At 48.2% G+C, this 19603-nt stretch carries 18 protein-coding genes; 10 read left to right on the forward strand and 8 right to left on the reverse strand.

All coding sequences use genetic code 11. The features are described 5' to 3' along the window. Positions 1–4 precede the first annotated feature (4 nt). A complete protein-coding gene (locus tag OIK42_RS12755; protein ID WP_273641537.1) occupies positions 5–199 on the forward strand; it encodes a bacterioferritin-associated ferredoxin in 195 nt (64 codons plus the stop codon). Positions 200–323: 124 nt separating this feature from the next. Here the strand turns inward: OIK42_RS12755 and OIK42_RS12760 are convergent, their stop codons facing one another. Continuing rightward, positions 324–671: a Grx4 family monothiol glutaredoxin gene (locus OIK42_RS12760; RefSeq protein ID WP_273641040.1), complete on the reverse strand. Its 348-nt coding sequence runs from the start codon at positions 669–671 to the stop codon at positions 324–326. A 454-nt stretch (positions 672–1125) separates the two neighbouring features. Between OIK42_RS12760 and sodB the strand changes: the two genes are divergently transcribed. The 5 genes from sodB to OIK42_RS12785 all read left to right on the forward strand — a co-directional run bounded on the left by sodB (position 1126) and on the right by OIK42_RS12785 (position 7140). Beyond that, positions 1126–1710 (forward strand): superoxide dismutase [Fe], encoded by a 585-nt coding sequence (gene sodB, locus OIK42_RS12765; RefSeq protein ID WP_273641042.1) that lies wholly within the window; start codon positions 1126–1128, stop codon positions 1708–1710. A 241-nt stretch (positions 1711–1951) separates the two neighbouring features. Beyond that, positions 1952–3874 carry a PrkA family serine protein kinase gene (locus OIK42_RS12770; protein WP_273641043.1) on the forward strand — a complete coding sequence of 641 codons (1923 nt, stop codon included), beginning with the start codon at positions 1952–1954 and terminating at the stop codon, positions 3872–3874. Positions 3875–3900: 26 nt separating this feature from the next. Then, positions 3901–5187 carry a YeaH/YhbH family protein gene (locus tag OIK42_RS12775; RefSeq protein WP_273641045.1) on the forward strand — a complete coding sequence of 429 codons (1287 nt, stop codon included), beginning with the start codon at positions 3901–3903 and terminating at the stop codon, positions 5185–5187. Then, a complete protein-coding gene (locus OIK42_RS12780; protein WP_273641047.1) occupies positions 5187–6698 on the forward strand; it encodes a SpoVR family protein in 1512 nt (503 codons plus the stop codon). Before OIK42_RS12775 ends, OIK42_RS12780 begins: the two co-directional genes overlap by 1 nt. A gap of 58 nt (positions 6699–6756) precedes the next feature. After that, positions 6757–7140 (forward strand): GFA family protein, encoded by a 384-nt coding sequence (locus OIK42_RS12785; RefSeq protein ID WP_445206762.1) that lies wholly within the window; start codon positions 6757–6759, stop codon positions 7138–7140. Positions 7141–7477: 337 nt separating this feature from the next. Here the strand turns inward: OIK42_RS12785 and OIK42_RS12790 are convergent, their stop codons facing one another. The 3 genes from OIK42_RS12790 to prmB are packed head-to-tail and all read right to left on the reverse strand — an operon-like array spanning position 7478 to position 10721. Beyond that, the gene (locus OIK42_RS12790) at positions 7478–8656 is read right to left on the reverse strand and encodes an MFS transporter (RefSeq protein WP_273641049.1); all 1179 of its coding nucleotides are present in this window, start codon (positions 8654–8656) and stop codon (positions 7478–7480) included. A 24-nt stretch (positions 8657–8680) separates the two neighbouring features. Continuing rightward, the gene (gene aroC, locus OIK42_RS12795; protein ID WP_273641050.1) at positions 8681–9781 is read right to left on the reverse strand and encodes a chorismate synthase; all 1101 of its coding nucleotides are present in this window, start codon (positions 9779–9781) and stop codon (positions 8681–8683) included. A 4-nt stretch (positions 9782–9785) separates the two neighbouring features. Then, the gene (gene prmB, locus OIK42_RS12800; RefSeq protein WP_273641051.1) at positions 9786–10721 is read right to left on the reverse strand and encodes a 50S ribosomal protein L3 N(5)-glutamine methyltransferase; all 936 of its coding nucleotides are present in this window, start codon (positions 10719–10721) and stop codon (positions 9786–9788) included. Between the two features lie 184 nt (positions 10722–10905). Here prmB and smrB point away from each other — a divergent pair, with 184 nt between their 5' ends. After that, positions 10906–11502, forward strand: a complete 597-nt coding sequence (gene smrB / locus OIK42_RS12805; RefSeq protein WP_273641053.1) for an endonuclease SmrB — start codon at positions 10906–10908, stop codon at positions 11500–11502. 32 nt (positions 11503–11534) lie between these two features. Here the strand turns inward: smrB and OIK42_RS12810 are convergent, their stop codons facing one another. From OIK42_RS12810 to OIK42_RS12825, 4 genes are all read right to left on the reverse strand, one after another. Next, complete coding sequence (locus OIK42_RS12810) at positions 11535–11660, reverse strand: DUF3149 domain-containing protein (protein ID WP_273641054.1); 126 nt, start codon at positions 11658–11660, stop codon at positions 11535–11537. Between the two features lie 363 nt (positions 11661–12023). Then, positions 12024–12662: a transglycosylase SLT domain-containing protein gene (locus OIK42_RS12815; protein WP_273641056.1), complete on the reverse strand. Its 639-nt coding sequence runs from the start codon at positions 12660–12662 to the stop codon at positions 12024–12026. Between the two features lie 65 nt (positions 12663–12727). Further along, the gene (gene gshA / locus OIK42_RS12820; protein WP_273641058.1) at positions 12728–14335 is read right to left on the reverse strand and encodes a glutamate--cysteine ligase; all 1608 of its coding nucleotides are present in this window, start codon (positions 14333–14335) and stop codon (positions 12728–12730) included. A 112-nt stretch (positions 14336–14447) separates the two neighbouring features. Continuing rightward, on the reverse strand, positions 14448–17261 hold the full coding sequence (locus tag OIK42_RS12825; protein WP_273641059.1) for a M16 family metallopeptidase: 2814 nt from the start codon (positions 17259–17261) through the stop codon (positions 14448–14450). A gap of 167 nt (positions 17262–17428) precedes the next feature. On the opposite strand from OIK42_RS12825, the gene OIK42_RS12830 reads away from it, so the two are divergent. Genes OIK42_RS12830 through OIK42_RS12840 form a run of 3 tightly spaced genes read left to right on the forward strand, consistent with a single transcriptional unit; the run spans position 17429 to position 19602 of the window. Then, positions 17429–17992, forward strand: coding sequence for an Hpt domain-containing protein (locus OIK42_RS12830; protein WP_273641061.1), 564 nt, complete (start codon positions 17429–17431; stop codon positions 17990–17992). 3 nt (positions 17993–17995) lie between these two features. Next, a complete protein-coding gene (locus OIK42_RS12835) occupies positions 17996–18688 on the forward strand; it encodes a TIGR01621 family pseudouridine synthase (protein WP_273641063.1) in 693 nt (230 codons plus the stop codon). Positions 18689–18690: 2 nt separating this feature from the next. Further along, the gene (locus OIK42_RS12840) at positions 18691–19602 is read left to right on the forward strand and encodes a ketopantoate reductase family protein (protein WP_273641065.1); all 912 of its coding nucleotides are present in this window, start codon (positions 18691–18693) and stop codon (positions 19600–19602) included. Position 19603: the final 1 nt, after the last annotated feature.

Raw genomic sequence — 19603 nt, forward strand, 5'->3', positions numbered from 1 at the left:
GTCGATGTACGTTTGTATGTGTTACGGGGTGACTGATAAAGCCATACGCCAGGCTGTTACAGCAAGTGGTGTGGGTAATATTCGCGATCTGCGTGAACAACTCAATCTGGGCTCACAATGTGGTAAGTGCATTCAAATGGCACAACAAATTATCGATTCGACGATCATCGACGAAAGTCTGTTTAAAGACGTCGGTTAGCCGGTAAAGCAGTCGCCGCGACTCACCGACCATCAGGACAATATATCCATCAAAAAAGCCGACCTCGGGTCGGCTTTTTTGTGTCGCTGCATCAGGTAATGCCGCTAAAAACGTCTGACGTCGTTTATTCCGCCTTGTTTTTTTCAACACTCTCTTTAATCAGCGCTTGTAACTCACCTTGCTGAAACATTTCTAAAATAATATCACAACCGCCAACCAGTTCGCCGTCGACCCACAGTTGCGGGAAAGTCGGCCAGTTCGCATAATGCGGTAATTCCGCACGAATATCCGGATTTTGTAAAATATCAACGTACGCAAATTGCTCACCGCATGACATTAGTGCCTGTGACGCCTGAGCTGAAAAGCCACAGCTTGGTAGCTTGGGTGAGCCCTTCATATAAAGCAAAATTGAATTTTCAGCAATTTGCTCTTTAATGCGTTCTAATGTGGTTTGTTCACCTGTGTTTTCCATGAATGCCTCTTCGAATTTTCATATTAGCCTGTATATGACTGCAATGATCACAGTTTTCAAGGGTTGATTGGTAGTTTAACACTTTTACCCCACCAGCATAAAACCAAATTATATTCTGCGCAGGCATAAGCATTGATCCAGTAAGGCCAAATATGCCTATCATATAGCAAGCCATTGTTGGTGTTTAAATGCGGTATACGTTACGCTTGCGAGTTCCAGGCGTGACTGACCAACGTTGCAGTTGGCACGCAATACTTACCAACAACGACCAGTATTCGCCGGCTTGTTGGTGTCGGTTGCCAATAATCAGCCAAAAACAGAATAAATTCATCGAATTGTCATTGGGATAAGCGAAAGCGCCCTTATATATTAACCGTCAGGGTAAATGACAATGAATAAATAGTTACTCTGATAAGCAGACTACGTACAACTAACCAAGAAAATGGAGACTCATATGGCTTTTGAATTACCAGCGTTACCTTATGAAAAAGATGCACTGGAGCCGCACATTTCGGCTGAGACCCTTGATTATCACTACGGAAAACACCACGCCACATATGTAACCAAACTGAATGGTCTGGTTGAAGGTACTGATCTTGAATCAAAGAGTCTGGAAGAAATCGTTAAAACCTCTGAAGGCGGTGTATTTAACAACGCAGCGCAAATTTGGAATCACACCTTTTACTGGCACTCTTTAAGCCCGAATGGTGGTGGTGAGCCAACAGGCGCACTGGCCGATGCAATTAAAGCAAAATGGGGTTCTTTCGAAGATTTTCAGGCCGCATTTAACGACAAAGCAGTGAACAACTTTGGTTCAAGCTGGACCTGGCTGGTTAAAACTGCAGACGGCAGCCTGGATATCGTTAACACCAGCAACGCCGGCACCCCGCTGACCGACGACAGCCTGACACCTGTACTGACTGTGGATCTGTGGGAACACGCGTATTACATCGACTACCGTAACCTGCGTCCTAAGTACTTAGGCGGCTTCTGGGCCCTGGTTAACTGGGAATTTGCGGCAGCTAACTTCGGCGCATAATTCTGATAATTTGTACCCGCAGCGTTGCGGGTACAACTTTCTTTGCTTTTGATCCCTCATTTTTCACTTATTTCCCTTCCTACTGCGCTTTGTCAGCCCTTGTCTTACCTGCTTATAGTGATTTTGTTAACAAAATTGTTGCAAAAATAAACGATAAACAACCATAACAAACCCTTTGTTTTCTGGAAATTATAGGTCTATGCTGGAAATACGGGAGACCGTTTTTTATACAGGGGTATTTATGGGTATTTTCGAGCATTACCAAGAACGCTATGAAAAACATAAGCAAGAAGAGTTTACCATTCAGGAATTCTTAGACATCTGTAAAAAAGACCCGATGGCTTATGCAAATTCCGCCGAGCGGTTGTTACACGCCATTGGCGAGCCCGAGATGATCGACACTGCTACCGACCCGGCGCTTAGCCGAATATTTTCAAACCGGGTTATCTCGCGCTATCCAGCTTTTAATGAATTCTTTGGAATGGAAGAGGCCATCGAACAAATCGTCTCTTACTTGCGTCATGCGGCGCAGGGTCTGGAGGAGAAAAAACAAATTTTATATTTACTGGGGCCTGTTGGCGGCGGTAAATCTTCGCTCGCCGAGCGTCTCAAAGAACTGATGCAAAAAGTACCGGTGTACATGATTAAAGACTCGCCGGTAAACGACCATCCATTTAGCTTATTTGACGTCAATGAAGACGGCCACATTCTGGAAACCGAATACGGCATTCCTAAACGCTACCTGAAAACCATTATGTCGCCCTGGGCACGTAAGCGCCTGCACGAGTATAATGGCGATATAACGAAGTTTAAGGTCGTTAAGGTTTTCCCCTCGATTCTTGATCAGGTTGGGATCGCCAAAACCGAACCCGGCGATGAAAACAACCAGGACATTTCATCCCTGGTGGGTAAAGTCGATATCCGTCGTCTGGAGCAATTTGCCCAAAACGATCCCGATGCCTACAGCTATTCCGGCTCTCTGTGTAAAGCCAATCAGGGCTTAATGGAATTTGTTGAGATGTTTAAAGCGCCTATCAAGGTGCTACATCCGCTCCTGACAGCAACGCAGGAAGGCAACTACAACCCCACAGAAGGCTTCTCAGCCCTGCCCTTCGACGGCTTAATTCTGGCTCACTCTAACGAATCAGAGTGGCAAACATTTCGCAACAACAAAAATAACGAGGCCTTTTTAGATCGGGTTTACATCGTTAAAGTGCCCTATTGTTTGCGTGTTTCTGAAGAAATGCGAATTTATAACAAACTGCTCGAGAGCAGTGAGTTACATGGTGCACCCTGCGCACCGGATACCCTAAAAAGCCTGGCGCAGTTTATTGTGTTATCAAGGCTTAAAGAGCCTGAGAATTCGAGCCTCTACTCTAAAATGCGGGTGTACGACGGAGAAAGCCTGAAAGATACCGATCCAAAAGCCAAGTCGTATCAGGAGTATCGCGATTATGCTGGTGTCGATGAGGGCATGGAGGGGCTGTCTACCCGCTTTGCCTTTAAAATTTTATCGCGGGTATTTAATTTTGATCAAACCGAAGTAGCAGCCAACCCGGTGCACTTGTTTTATGTGCTTGAACGGCAAATAGAACGTGAGCAATTTCCTCAGGATACCGCCGAACGCTACAAGGAATTCCTTAAAGGCTTTTTGATCCCACATTATGTGGAGTTTATTGGCAAAGAAATTCAAACTGCGTATTTGGAGTCTTATTCTGAATACGGCCAGAATTTGTTTGACCGGTACGTTACCTATGCTGACTTCTGGATACAGGATCAGGAGTACCGGGATCCCGAAACCGGCCAGCTCTTTGACCGTGCGTCACTCAATGCTGAGTTGGAAAAAACCGAAAAACCGGCAGGCATAAGTAACCCTAAAGACTTCCGCAACGAAATTGTGAACTTTGTGCTGCGGGCGCGGGCGAACAACAGCGGCAAAAATCCAAACTGGACCAGCTACGAAAAACTGCGCACAGTAATTGAGAAAAAGATGTTCTCTAACACCGAAGACTTGTTACCGGTGATTTCCTTTAATACCAAAGGTAGTGCTGAAGATAAGAAAAAACACGATGACTTCGTGAACCGAATGGTCGAAAAAGGGTATACACAAAAACAAGTACGGTTACTGTGCGAATGGTACCTGCGAGTCCGCAAAGCATCTTAGGGTGTAGAATAGCGTGAAGGGGTTGTATGGCACATTTTATAGACCGCCGGTTAAACAGCAAAGGTAAGAGCACGCTTAACCGGCAACGGTTTTTGAAACGGTATAAACAACAGATAAAACGCGCTGTATCCGACGCCGTAGGCGAACGTTCGGTTACGGATGTCGACTCTGGCGAACACATTAGTATCCCTAAACGGGATATTTCGGAGCCTTTATTTCATACCGGGAAAGGCGGCAAACGCTCGGTTGTTCATCCCGGTAATGATCAATTTACCACCGGCGACAGAATAGACCGGCCACCGCCACAAGGTGGCCAGGGCGCCGGACAAGGCGAAGCAGGCAATAGCGGCGAAGGTGAAGATGACTTTACCTTCTCCATCTCCAAAGACGAATACCTGGATTTGCTATTTGAAGATTTGGCGCTGCCCAATTTAAAAAACAGCCAGTTTGATCAGGTTGTGCAGTATGAAAGCTACCGGGCCGGTTATCAAACCGATGGTGTGCCAACCAACTTAGATATTGTGCGTTCGCTGAAGGGCTCCATGGCCAGACGTGTGGCGCTCACAGCTGCAAACCGCCGTAAGTTGCGGGAATGCGAGGAGGAATTCGAACGCCTCAAGGCCGATAAGCACGATAACACTTTGGCCCTGCTTGAATTAGAAAAAACCATTGCCGAGCTCAAAGCAAAAATTGCCGGTGTGCCCTTTATCGACACCTTTGATCTACGCTTTAAGAACTACGCCAGAAAACCGGTGCCCACCAGCAAAGCCGTTATGTTTTGCCTGATGGACGTATCTGGATCTATGGATCAGGCGACCAAAGACATGGCTAAACGCTTTTACATTTTGCTGTATTTGTTTTTAAGTCGCACCTATAAAAATGTCGAAGTCGTGTACATTCGTCATCATACCCAGGCTAAAGAGGTCGACGAGCAGGAGTTTTTCTATTCTCAGGAAACCGGCGGCACTATCGTGTCGAGTGCCCTGAAGCTCATGGATGAGATCATCCGCGAGCGGTACCAGGACAGTGACTGGAATATCTACGGCGCGCAGGCATCCGATGGTGACAACTGGGCTGATGACTCCCCCCATTGCCGCGAAATTTTAATGAAAAACATCCTGCCGGTAACCCGGTACTTTGCCTATATCGAAATTACTGAACGCCAGCATCAGAGCTTATGGCGCGAGTACCAAAGTGTTGAGGAGGCGCGTCCCAACTTTGTCTGCAAACACATTATCTCGGTGAATGATATCTATCCGGTATTCCGGGAATTGTTTGAACGTACCAACGAACACAGCGGAGTAGACAATTAATGACTGCAGAAGTAGCCGAACGGCGCAGCACGCTCAGCGATGGTCCTGACTGGACTTTCGATATGTTGGGTCAGTATGAAGCCGAAATCGATCGCATCGCAAAAGAATTTAAACTCGACATCTACCCCAACCAGATAGAGGTTATCACCGCTGAACAAATGATGGATGCCTATGCCAGTATCGGCATGCCGATAAACTATACCCACTGGTCGTTCGGTAAAAAGTTTATTCAGAATGAACAACAGTACCGACGTGGTCAAATGGGCCTGGCCTACGAAATTGTGATTAATTCCGACCCGTGTATTGCCTATTTAATGGAAGAAAACACCATTACGATGCAAGCGCTGGTGATGGCCCATGCCTGTTATGGTCACAATTCTTTTTTTAAAGGTAATTACCTGTTTCAAACCTGGACCGATGCCAGCTCAATCATCGATTATTTAGTGTTTGCGAAAAACTACATCGCCAAATGTGAGCAAAAGTATGGCTACGAAGAAGTCGAGCAAACCCTCGACTCATGTCATGCCCTGATGAACTTTGGTGTAGACCGCTATAAACGACCGCAAAAGCTGTCGTTGCAGGAGGAAAAGAGCCGCCAGAAACAGCGCGCAAAGTATTTACAATCACAAGTCAACGAACTGTGGCGGACACTACCCAACCATAAACAGGACAAACAGCCCCAGGCGGCCCGTTTCCCTGCTGAACCACAAGAAAACCTATTGTACTTTATTGAAAAAAACGCACCGCTGTTAGAGCCCTGGCAACGGGAAATCGTACGCATCGTGCGTAAAGTATCGCAGTACTTTTACCCGCAAAAACAAACCCAGGTAATGAATGAGGGCTGGGCGTGTTTCTGGCACTACCATATTTTAAATAAGCTGTATGATGAACATCTGGTTACAGACCGCTTTATGCTGGAGTTTTTGCACAGTCACACCAGTGTGGTCAGCCAGCCTGATTATAACAGCCCCTACTACAGCGGCTTAAATCCTTACGCGCTGGGCTTTAATATGTTTATGGATATCAAACGTATCTGTGAGTCGCCTACCGAGGAAGACCGCTATTGGTTTCCCGACATCGCCGGTAAAGACTGGCTCGAAACCGTGCATTTTGCTATGCACAACTTTAAAGACGAGAGTTTTATCAGCCAGTTCCTGTCGCCCAAAGTCATGCGCGATTTTAAGCTGTTTGCCATTGATGATGATGCCGACAAACCCTATGTGAGCGTGTCGGCCATTCACGACGAGCGAGGCTATGCTGCCATCCGGGAAAAGCTCTCGGCGCAGTATAATTTAAGCAACCTTGAGCCGAATATTCAGGTATATAACGTGGATGTGCGTGGCGATCGGTCGCTGACTTTACGCTATGTCCCGCAAAATGGCATTCCGCTGGCCGACAGCAAAGACGAGGTCATGCGCCACCTGCACCGGTTATGGAAATTTGATGTAAAACTGGAGGAAGTGCAGGACAACGGCGAGATTGCCGTACTTGCCCGCTGTGTCAGGCAATAGTCGTGCCCGACACAGCAATTACTGCGCTAAATCAAACAGATAATCAGGGACGTAGTTTATGGTCGAACATTACGGTAGCTGTCATTGTGGCGCCATCCGCTTCAGGGTGAGTGCTCCACCTAACATTACAGTCAATGAATGTAATTGCTCAATGTGCAGTAAATCGGGGCATCTTCATCTGATCGTGCCCGCGAGCCGTTTTCAGCTTCTGCAGGGTGAAATGCATTTGAGTACCTATACGTTTAATACCCACACTGCCAAACACCTTTTTTGCAAGATCTGCGGTATAAAGCCATTTTATGTGCCCCGCTCCCACCCGGACGGGTTCAGTGTCAACGCCAGATGCCTCGACGACGCAACAATCAGCAGCGTAACAGTCAGGCACACCAACGGTAAAGAATGGGAAAAGCAGTATCCCCGCGGCCGCGGAGATTATGAATAGCGCTGACCGCCCGCCATGCACCACCTGATTAGGTATCATTACGTCACGACCCTATTGCCCAGGACCTTATGTATCCGACATATCCTGACTCAAATGATGCATGCCGTTTTACGCTGAAGGCGCTAATCCTCTGAATGCCGCCGATTGACATGGGCTAACCTCAAAAGTATAGGGGACTGGAAAAATACCTTGCTCTTCGAGCTTCAGGCAGTGAGAAAGAGTCACTGACCATAAGCACACCAACCCGCTTTACCGGCAAGGCTTCGCTACCCAGTGCGATGATAAATATTAACGCACTGTGAGTATGCTCAGATAAGGTTTAATTCAGCCTGCAGACTCAGCGATGATGACAAGCTTCCATTTGCTTCGGCGATATTAACAATAACGCCATACCGCCAATTGCCGCACACGCTCCAGCCGCCGAGAAGGTTAACATGGAGCCGGCGCCCTGTTGCCACAATAACCCGGCGGCGTAATTCCCCATTGCGCCGCCCAAGCCAAAGGCAAGGCTGATGTAAGCGGCCTGAATGCGGCCGTGGATCTGGGTGGGGAAATAATGGTGAATAAAGTGCATCGACGTGGAGTGATTTAAACCAAAACTCAATGCATGGATAAACTGACTAAAAAACACCAGCCAGAACATATCGGCCAAGGTTCCTAATACCAGCCAGCGCAGCCCGGTTGCCAGCAGGCAAAACACCATTAATCGCCACACGCCAAAGCGGGAAATTAACCGCTGAGCGACCAGAAAGATACCAACCTCCACGGTAACACCCAGCGCTATCAGTAGCCCGGTTTGCATACCTGAATAACCCAGATCACGCATGTACAACGCAAAAAAGCCGTAGTAAGCACCAAAACTAACCTGCAACAGGCCATTTGACAGCAAAAATAGCAAGGCCACTTTATCCCGCAGAAAGGGCATTATGCGCATCGTTACCGCCGCCTTAGGCTTACGACTGCCTGCCTGAGTCAATGTCAGGCTGCTGATAAAGAGCCCTATCAGCACCAGCATGGATGCATAAATAGGCGCATCGGTAGAAAAGAAATCCAACGCTTTCCCCACCAGCACCGTCAGCACAATAAAGCCGATACTGCCCCACAAACGAATGCGCCCGTAGCGCTTTGAGTCGCCCTCAATGGTTTGTAAGGTGAGCACTTCAAGTTGCGGCAAAATGGCCGTCCAGAACATCATCATCATGCCCATGACCAGCGTCAGATACCAAAATGAGTAAGCCCAGAACACGCCAATAAAACTGAGCACGGTTAAACCACTGCCCAGACGCAAAATAAACAATACTTTCCCGCTGCGATCGGCGACGCCTGCCCACAATGATGGGCCGATAATTCGCGCCAGGGTAATAACGGCAAACAACTCGCCAATCTCTACCGAGGTAAAACCGCGCCCATCAAGAAACACCCCAAGATAGGGCGTGATGACTCCTAACTGACCAAAATACAGTGCATAGGTAAGGCTTAGCGCGATAATAGCAAAGCGGCTGGAGGACGCCGCCATTACTTGGATATCAGGTTGAGCATGTTACTTTACTGAACCCGGAATAATTGGCGTGGCGCACGCTACCGCCGCATTTTGCGCGCGATGACGCAAACTGTGATCCATCAGTACTATCGCCAGCATGGCCTCAGCAATGGGCACGGCGCGAATGCCCACACAGGGATCGTGACGACCTTTGGTAACGATATCAATGGCATTGCCATCCACGTCAATGGTTTCGCCGGGTACCGAAATACTCGAAGTTGGTTTAAGCGCCATGTGCACTACCAAATCCTGGCCGGTGGAAATACCACCCAGCACGCCACCGGAGTGATTAGAGCTAAAACCTTCTGGGGTCAGCGAATCGCGGTGTTCACTGCCTTTTTGCGTAACCACATCAAAACCGTCGCCGACCTCGACACCCTTCACCGCGTTTATGCCCATCATCGCCCCGGCAATATCAGCATCGAGACGATCAAATACCGGCTCACCCAGGCCAACCGGCATGTTGGTAGCCACGACGGATACCTTGGCACCAATGGAATCCCCTGACTTTTTCAGGTCGCGCATGTACTCATCAAGGGCGTCCAGCTTCGTGGCATCAGGACAAAAAAACGGGTTGGTGTTAATCAGATCATAATCGACCGAATCGATGCCTATCGGGCCTAACTGCGACAAAAAACCATGGATCTGAATGCCGTGTACATGGGCCAGATACTTCTTAGCAATACCGCCGGCCGCCACCCGAATCGCAGTTTCACGGGCCGAAGAGCGACCGCCGCCACGATAATCGCGAAAACCATATTTTTGCTGGTAAGTATAATCGGCATGGCCAGGACGAAAACTGGCAGCGATGTTTGAGTAATCCTGACTACGCTGATCTTTGTTTTTAATTAGCAAACCGATGCTGGTACCGGTGGTTTTACCTTCAAACACACCGGAAAGGATTTGGACTTCATCATCTTCACGGCGCGCAGTGGTGTAACGCGAGGTCCCCGGTTTACGCCGGTCCAAATCGGGCTGTAAGTCACTTTCGCTCAGTTCCAGGCCGGGAGGACATCCGTCAACTACGCCACCAATGGCAATCCCATGACTCTCGCCAAAGGTTGATACTGTAAAAATTTTGCCAAATGTATTACCCGCCATGAATCTATTTATCCTGTTGTTTGTAACTGTCTAACGCCGCTTTGGTAACGGCAAATATACCATGTCCACCGTGAGCTAGCTCAACCCACTCTATCTTAAGCCCTGGAAACCGGTTGGCCATATGCACCAAACTATTCCCCACTTCCACAAATAGCACGCCCTGCTCTGAGAGATAATCCGGTGCATGTTCGATAATGCTTTCCACTAAGTCCAGACCATCATCGCCAGCCGCTAACGCCAACTCAGGTTCATGCTGAAATTCAACCGGTAAATCCGCCATATCTTCGGCATCAACATAAGGCGGGTTCGATACAATTAAATCGTATTTCTGGCCTTGCAGTTGCGTAAATAAATCCGAATACAATGGGTAAACCCGGTCACCTAAGCCATGTTCCTGAATATTGATCTCGGCCACCGCCAGGGCATCTTCGCTAATATCCACGGCGTCTACTTCGGCGTCCTCGAAGGCATACGCCAGGGCAATTGCAATGCAGCCACCACCGGTACACAAATCCAGTATGCGTTGTGGCGATGTTGTCAGCCAGGGCGCAAATTGCTGCTGAATAAGTTCTGCAAAAGGTGAACGCGGAATGAGTACCCGCTCATCAACATAAAAAGGTAAATCACAGAAAAATGCCTGATGAGTAATGTAGGGCAATGGCAAACGGGTTTGCACTCGTTGCAGCACCAGCTCAGCAATTTTGGTCCGTTCGCTGGTAGTTAATTTAGCGGCAAACAATCCATCGCCGGTTTGTGCGGTCAATCCATGCGGCAAATGTAACGCGTAAAACACCAGGTTTACCGCTTCATCCCAAACGTTGTCAGTGCCATGTCCGTAATAGAGCTCTGCATCATTAAAGCGACTCACAGCCCAACGCACCATATCCAAAATGGAATGAAGATCAGAAATTGCTTCATCAAGGTAAAACTTATCAGTCATACAGGCTACAATATCCAGAAATTTGAAAGCTGCTATGATACATAATGTTGCCCTGTTCGCACATGGTTATTTAGGGCCTGTTGGGCTTTGCCGTGCACTTTTATACCAAAGATCAACAGGCCCTGACGTAAACCAACACCTGGCGTTGCATTGCTGTAAATAAAAAAGGGGGAATAATAAAAACGTGAAAAAACAACTGGCACAATTAAAGCAGTCGCAACAACTCGCCCGTCAGGCCAACAAACCCACAGCAGATGATATTGACGATGCGGACTTATTCAAAGCTGCCGTAAAGGGGGTTGTTCCCCTCAAACAAGATACACATGTACCAAAAGCGCCAAAACCATCATTACGGGTTCGCCGCCAACGTAAAGCAACCAGACAAGCGCAGGCAGGCTTTGAGTTTTCTGATGCATTCGAGGGGTTTATTCTTCCTGAAGGGGCACTACGGTATTGCCGGCAAGACGTACCCGGCTACGAATTAAAGCAGTTGCGCCGCGGACGTTACACGCCAGAGTATATCCTGGATTTACACGGTATGACGCGAGAACAGGCTAAACATGAGCTGGCTGCCTTATTGCACACCGCCTACCAGGAAAATATTGATTGCGTGTGTATTGTTCACGGGCATGGCGCAGGTGTGTTAAAACGCGCCCTGCCGCACTACTTAATCCAACACCCTAAGGTAAAGGCTTTTCATCAGGCGCCGTTGGAGTATGGCGGCCAGGGCGCTCTGCTGGTATTGCTTGACGCAGAATCCCCCTTCAGCCGGAAGCGCTGACAATTGCCCGCCATGAACGAGACCCTGCCCGGCTACTTATGCAGATCCCCACTATTGTGAATAAATAAATAAGCGTAATACCCCATCATCACCAGAATAATGAAAATCCCCAGTAGAGAGCCCCAAACAACCGGATCTTTTAATAACATTGCCCACATAGTGTTCACCTTTAGCGTTACTTAATCTATTGGGATATTGTGCGCTTCTGGTGTCAAAAAAATGCTGATCTATATCAAATCCAAACATGCTTCGGGCCGTAAACCATGACCTGGATCAAACCATGGCACATTCTCACAAATAGCACCAATTAACACTTGATAATAATTATCATTTAGATTAACTTAAGTATGCCTGTTGGGTTTCCGAGTGTTTTACGGTCTTGGACGGATACCCACCGTTAGCGGGCGGGTTGGTTGACACCCGCCTGCTTTTTTTATTAAAGCGTGATGTAAATGCAGAATAAACGAAAGATAATGACGCGGGCCAGCCAGGCGAAATAAGCCTGCCGGTGAGCTTAAAGGTTAATCAAACAGTTTCCAAAACCAACTTTTTTGTAAATCTTCTTCGCAGGTTTTTAGTTGGCTTGCATAGCGCAGGGAGCGACTCTTCACACGCTTGGCAACGTCAACTAACCAACCTTTACGTAAATAGGTTTTACGCCGGTATCCGCCCCAGCCTTCATGATAATTGAGATATTGTGCATTGGCATCCCACTTGGAAATGCCGTTCAGAGAATGGGTTTTGCTAATAAACCACCCCATAAAATCAATGGCATCTTCAAAATCGTCCCGATCTGCGCCTGAGTTACCCGTTTCGCGAATATAATCGCTCCAGGTCGGCGTTTTAGCCTGCGAATAGCCGTAGGCTGAACTCACCCGGCCCCAGGGAATAAGGCCAAACAATATGTAATCGCGGGGTGGCAGAGCGTCGTGACGAAAAGAGCTCTCCTGATACATCATTGCCATCGGAACATGTATTGGCACTCCCCATTTGTCACGCATATCCGCCGCAGCATCGTACCAATCTTCTTTTTCGTAGAAAATTTCACACAGGTTGCTGGTATCTTGTGGCGGCGTTGTCGCGCAACCCACCAGGAACAAAGGCAGCATCACTAACAAGCCGGAAAAAAAGATACAAATATTTTTGAACTTCTTGTACATAGAGTGTCCAACCTAATGTTCCGAAAGTGTGTTTCCCTGGAACAAATTCTTATGCCTGACCCTTGTCAGGCATTTTTTTTAGCCGCCTCACGCGCAAAATAATCATCAATAAAGCGATTAAACGGCACGGTATCGGCCGCTTCCACCTCTTGCTGCGCTATCACCGAACGTTCAGCCTCACCAATAAAATCTGCTGAATTCTTATAGTGATAGGTGAAGTCGCTGATTTGCTGACGATAGGTATTGGCCAGATCGCGCCCCACAACGGCGTTATCACCTTCGCTAAGCAGTTTATTTAACCAACGCCCGGAATAGGTTAAATCTGGTGACAATACTTTTTGCCATTCACGCTTAACCGCCGCTGAATAACGCCCATCACCGGTATTTTGATCCATCAGTTCAGCTATCGTGGCATAGCGTTCAAACAGTTGTTCAGCCCAGTCCTGCATTGCCACATCCTGACCATTTTGGCGCAACATTAAACCGGGTTTGCGCCCTTCCAGCACCACGCTATTCAAATTGATGTCCGTTTCTTTATATCGCTCGGCATCAAACTGCGGGCTATCGGTTAACAGGCAGCTGAGCAGAAACACATCAAGAAAATCAATTTGCTCACGACTGATACCAATAGGACTGAAAGGATTCACATCCAGCGCCCGGACTTCGATGTAATCAACCCCACGCAGGGCCAGTGCATCTGTAGGTTTCTCGCCCGAAGCGGTGGGTTGTTTGGGCCGGATTGGCGAATAAAATTCATTCTCAATTTGCAGTACATTTTTACTGAGCTGCTGATAATTGCCGCCTTCCCCTGCCGCAAAGTGCGCGTAGTTTTGTGACGGTGTATACATCGCCTCACGCAACAAGCGCACATAGGAGTCGAGCGAGTTGTAACAAATACGCAGGGAGGACTGCTCATGGCTGGTATAACCAAGCCCACTCATGCGCAGCGAAGTCGCATAGGGCAAATAAAGCGTTCCCCGCCCTAACTTTTTAAAGTCCAGGCCGTGTTCACGACCTTCCACAAATGAACTGCACAGCGCTGGTGATGCGCCAAAAAGATAAGGAATAAGCCAGCAACTGCGTCGATAATTACGGATCAGGCCAAAGTACTGCTCTGATACCCATGACTGAGACGCGGCAACACCTTTTTGCTGAGCCAGTTGCTGCCAGAAACTATTTGGAATCGAAAAGTTAAAATGCACACCGGAGATGACTTGCATCATGCTGCCATAACGGTTGCGCAACCCCATTCGATAGGCTTTTTTCATCTTACCAACGTTCGATTCACCGAAGTAGGCAATGGGAATATCAGCTTCGTTTTCGATAAAGCAGGGCATACTCAGCGGCCACAGGCGCTCTGCACCGATATTCTCTACCGTGAACTTGTGCACATCTTCCAGTTGAGCCAGCGTTTTATCCGCATCGGATTCTGGCGGCGTAATAAATTCCAGCAACGACTCTGAATAATCTGTGGTGATGCTGTCATGCGTTAGCGCTGCCCCGAGTACTTTAGGATGTGGCGTTAACGCCAGTGTGCCTTCTGGGTTTATACGTAAGCATTCTCGCTCAACACCACGTTTAATTGCACTCAGTGAGGCAAATGCGCCGTTTTGTTTAAGGGCGTTTAAATCGTAAGAAAGGTCGTGAGTCAATGGGCGCAATGTCGGTTCCATATTGTCGTTTGCGGCTTACAGTTGTTGCAAGACGGTGGGTAATGGCCGGTATATTATCAATTTATTATTACCGACCAAAGCATAAATCGTAACAGTTAATATCAATAATGTATCAAAACACGACTTCCCGAACCGGGATATCAAGGGCTTCCAGCTGTGGCATGATGACTTCTTTATCGCCGGCAATCACTATTTGCAGGTCATTGGGTGCCAGTTCACGCTGGGCAACAGTGTCGATAGCGGCTTTGTCTATGCCCAGTAGAATTGCCTTTTGCTGCTTCTTATAATTGACCGGCAAGTTATAAGCGAGTAAGCGTCGGAGGAATGATGCTTTATCGAGAGGCGTTTCATACTCGAGCGCTTCACTTAAGGTAAATGCATTTTGCATATACTGCAGTTCCTGCTGACTAATCCCCTGTTCTTTGTAGCGCTTGATTTCGTTGAGCAACGCCTCTATACCGGCCCCCGTATAGACTTGTTTGAGATCAGCACCGGCTTCGAACCACCCTAGTGTTTTACCACCATTAAACGCCGAAAAAGCGCCATAGGTATAGCCTTTATCTTCTCTGAGATTCAGATTAATGCGACTGTTAAAATCATCGCCAAGGGGAAAATTCATCAGCTGGGCAAGAAAATAATCGCCGGTTGCATCGTAGGGCATTGCACGTTTAACCAGCCGCACCGAACTTTGCGCAGCCCCTGGTACATCCACTAGAAATATCTGCTGGCGCTGATAGGTAGGAAACTGCCCGTAGTCAGCAATGGTGTAGTCATCCCCTTGCCAGTCGTTTATAAAACCAAAATAGTCTGTAATCTGGCCCGGTCTCATATCCCCCACAACCACCAGGGTACCCTTGGCGGGCACGTAATATTGCGCATAAAATTGCTTAATATCGTCGAGGGTGATTTGCTCAATAGTTTCAACCGTGCCGCCGGGGGGAAGCCCGACACGGTTATCCTTACCCCACAGTACCGCGGTTTTAGCTCTTTCCAGCAGCGCGTTCGGTTCTTTATCCTGAGCCTTAACGTTGTCCAGCATTTGCTGTTTTAATCTGTTGAAATCCGCTTGCGTAAAGGCCGGGTGAAACAGTTTTTCTTTCAGCAGTTCGAGGGTTTCCGGTAGATATTCGGTCAGACTTGAAACAAAAACCTGGGTGTAGCGTCCATTGCTGGCGAAGCTAATCGATGAGCCCAACTTAGCCAGCGCATTTGACATCGCTTCGTTGCTGTAATGTGCCGTTGTTTCATTCATCATTGCGGCGGTAAATGCAGACAGACCGGCTTTATTTTTGGGGTCAAGCAGCATGCCGCCATCCAGATCAAGGGTGAACGTGATGGTGGGGGTTTCACGATTGGTTACCCCCAGTACCTGAATACCATTGGCCAGTTTGAGCTGCCAGAAACTCGGGATACTGATAACCGGCGGCTCGCCGGCGGCGGGTATCACACTGCGGTCAAAAGAGGACGTCAATGCATCTTCAGTAACAGCTGGTGTTGCACTTGTGCTGGCGATCTGCCGTTGCGGCCGCTCTACGGTAGGTTCAGCCACCGCCAGTTCGCCCTGCCCTTCGGGTACCACACTCAGGATCACCGCCGGTTGGCCCTTAATATATTGCTTGAATACCCGGTAAACATCTTGCTTCGTCACCGCATTGTATCGCTCTACGTCAGCATTAATCAGATCAGGTGTATCAAAAAACGTTTCGTTGTATGCCAGGGTAGACACCTTACCACTCACACTTTGCAAGCCGTAAATGGTTGACGCTTTAATGTTGGCTTTTACTCTTGCCAGCGCGTCATCGTCGAAAGGCCGGTTTTCGAAATCAGCGAGAATGGCCTCAATGGCGGTATAAATGTCAGTCAACGATTGACCTGAGTCGGGCGATACCAAACCTACCAGGTTAAATTCACAGGCTAGTTCACTGCATGGATGCGACACACCGGCCTGAGCAACCTTGCCGGTCTTAACCAGTTTTTCGTAAAAGATTGACGTTTTACCACTGCCCAGGATACTCGCCAGCACATCCAGTGCGGCTTCGTCTTCGTGACGCGCATGAACCGTTGGGAACACCACCTGCACAAGCGGTAAATGGATATTGTCTTGCATTGTAATAAAGCGGTTTTCGCTTAAGCTGGCAGGTTGTGGGGACTGCTTCGGGATTTCAGGACCACGTGGCAATGTGCCGAAGTATTTTTCAATCCAGGCTTTTGTTTGCCTGACATCAATATCGCCGCCAATCGACAAAACAGCATTGTTCGGGCCATACCAGCGCTTAAAAAACGCTTTCAGATCGTTAACGTTTACCCGATCAAGATCGTCAACATAGCCGATTGTCAGCCACGAGTAAGGATGACCGGCAGGATAAAGCGCTTCGGCAATACGTTCGTGACGCTGGGCGTAAGGCTGATTATCTATACGTTCAGCGCGCTCGTTCTTTACCGTTTCACGCTGAATCTCAAACTTTTCCTGAGTAACCGCAGGCAATAAAAACCCCATACGGTCAGCTTCCAGCCACAGCACCTTTTCTAATTGATTGGCCGGCACGGTCTGGTAGTAGTTGGTGCGGTCACGGTTGGTAGAGCCATTCAGCGTGCCGCCAGCGTCGGTAATAAGCTTAAAGTGTTGCTCGTCGGCCACATTGGCAGAGCCCTGAAACATCATATGTTCAAAAAAGTGGGCAAAGCCACTTTTGCCAGGTTCCTCTCTGGCAGAGCCTACGTGATACGTCACATCAACGTGTACCAGGGGATCGGAATGATCTTCATGCAATATAATTGTTAAGCCATTGTCGAGTTGATATTTTTCATAATCAATTGCGACGACCTGTGCTACACTTTTTGCAGTAGTAGCGGAGTGATTGGTGGTCTGGCTGCACCCGTAGAGAAAGCAGGCAAGAAACCCTATAACGATGAATCTAAACAACATTTAACATTCCGGGATTGACAGGTGTAGAAGAAATTCAAAGCCTACCGAGAGGTTTTTTAAACTGAATTTGACAACATTAACAAAAAATACAACTAAAAGTGTACCGCAAATCACATCCTATGTAGAAATAATTCCATAGAAAACCTATATTGAATTATCAGGAACTTATGCAAGAAAATTTGATGATCGTAGATTTTGAATTTGGACTTCGTCAGCTAAACGGCAACAAAAGTTTATTGTATAGGCTGCTGCGCAAGTTCGCCGCCGAATATCGCGACGTCGACGTGCGTTTGCAGGATCTGGTGGGCGCCCGGAATATCAGTGGTGCAGAAGATCTGGTTCACACCTTAAAAGGGGTATCGGGTAATCTTGGCTGCAACGCCGTTTATCAGGACAGCCGTTTGGTTAATGAGCAGTTAAAACACGGCGAGGCAGACGCCGCCGCCATGCAAAGTCTGTTCGACAACCTTAATAAAACCCTCGCGGTTATCGACGATTTGCCTGACGAACACACGGCATCAGCACCGGAAACTAAACCCGATGCGCATCACGAAGCCCATCAGGCATTTTGCCAGGCGCTTGAGCACCACGAATATATTAATGATGAAAAGCTGGCAAACTGGTTAGCCAAATTATCCCTGACACCTGCGCAGCAGGAACAGTTAACCGCGGCAGTGACCAGTCTGGAATACGATCAGGCATTAACAATACTTGCCACTGTGAAAAACTAACCCGTGGAGTTGCTGCTGTGCCATGACGACTTTATTGTCGTACATAAACCACCTGGCATCACCATGCACAATAGTGACACCGGCATTGTGCAACAGTGCGAGAGCCTCCTTAATTTATCCGGCTTACACCTTGTCCATCGACTCGACGATGTTACCTCTGGCTGCCTGATATTAGCGCGTCATGCTCAGTCTGCGGCCGTATTTGAACGGCTTTTTCGCCAGCATCAGGTGCAAAAATATTATCTGGCGCTGGTTGATAAAAAACCCAAAAAGAAACAAGGTACAGTTAAAGGTGACATGAAAAACCGTCGCAATGGCCAGCATATACTGCTAAAAAGTCAGCAGAATCCCGCTATTACACAGTTTTTCAGCTACGGTTTTGCTGATGCGCCGCGCATTATGCTGGTTAAGCCGCTCAGCGGTAAAACACATCAAATCAGGGTCGCTATGAAAAGCCTGGGCAGTCCTATTACCGGTGATACCCTGTATGGGGCGCAACCAGCAGACCGAACCTACCTGCACGCCTGGGGCTTAGAGTTTAGCTACAATGACGAGGATATCAGTATATTTTGCCGTCCTCAGTATGGTCAGCATTTTCTGACCCCGGTATTTACGGACTGGTTAAACAAGGCCCCCGCCCCGGGTGACTTAAACTGGCCGAAAACCACTCCCGCACCGCCAGTAAGCCCGCTGTAACTATGTCTGCAATAGTCAATATTCTTGGCAGTGGCGCAATAGGCGGACTCTGTGCGGCCGGCGCACAACAGGCCGGGGTGAGCTACCGTTTACTGCCCAGAGCCAGCTCAGCCCTTTTGCAAACCGTTGTATTACAAAACAGTCCTTCGCACGATAGTCGGTCGGTGTCGCTTCAACCGCTCGCTGATAGCGCTCCGGCGGCATTCACAGCGGATGACATTCTGATTTTGCCGCTTAAAGTGTTTCAGCTCAAAGCTGCGATAGCATACTGGCAACCCAAGCTCACCACAGACACGCCGATTATCCTGCTCCATAACGGCATGGGCGGTATGGAGCTGGCAGCTGAGTATTTACCGCTTAATCCGGTGTATCTGGCCACCACCAGCCATGGCGCCTTTAAAACGACAGCAACAACGGTGCAACATACCGGAGTGGGTAAAACCATGCTCGGATTGTCCCCCCTGCACAGCGCCTCAGCGTCATTGAATACCCATATTGGCCAACTCCTGCATCATTGTATTGGCCCGGTGACCTGGCGTGATGATATTTTATTAGCGTTGTGGCAAAAGCTGGCAATTAACTGTGCCATCAATCCGCTCACCGCGCAGCATAATGTTCGCAACGGCGCGCTGAGTAGTGCGGTGTTCCGGCCCACCATTGAAGCGGTCGTTAACGAGGTGTGTGAGGTTGCGGTAGCCTGCGGGATTGAGCTTCGCTACAGTGTCGTTTTAGCGCAGGTGTTTGAGGTAATTCAGCTGACAGCGACAAACTACTCAAGTATGCATCAGGATGTCGCCCACCAGCGCCCTACTGAAATAGACGCTATTACGGGTTATATTATTGCCCAGGCAAACAAAAAGGGTATTGATGTCACCACCAATACCCTGTTGTATAACGCCATAAAAAACGCGTGAG

Origin of the sequence: Alteromonas gilva (assembly GCF_028595265.1) — a bacterium.
GTDB classification, from domain to species: domain Bacteria; phylum Pseudomonadota; class Gammaproteobacteria; order Enterobacterales; family Alteromonadaceae; genus Alteromonas; species Alteromonas gilva.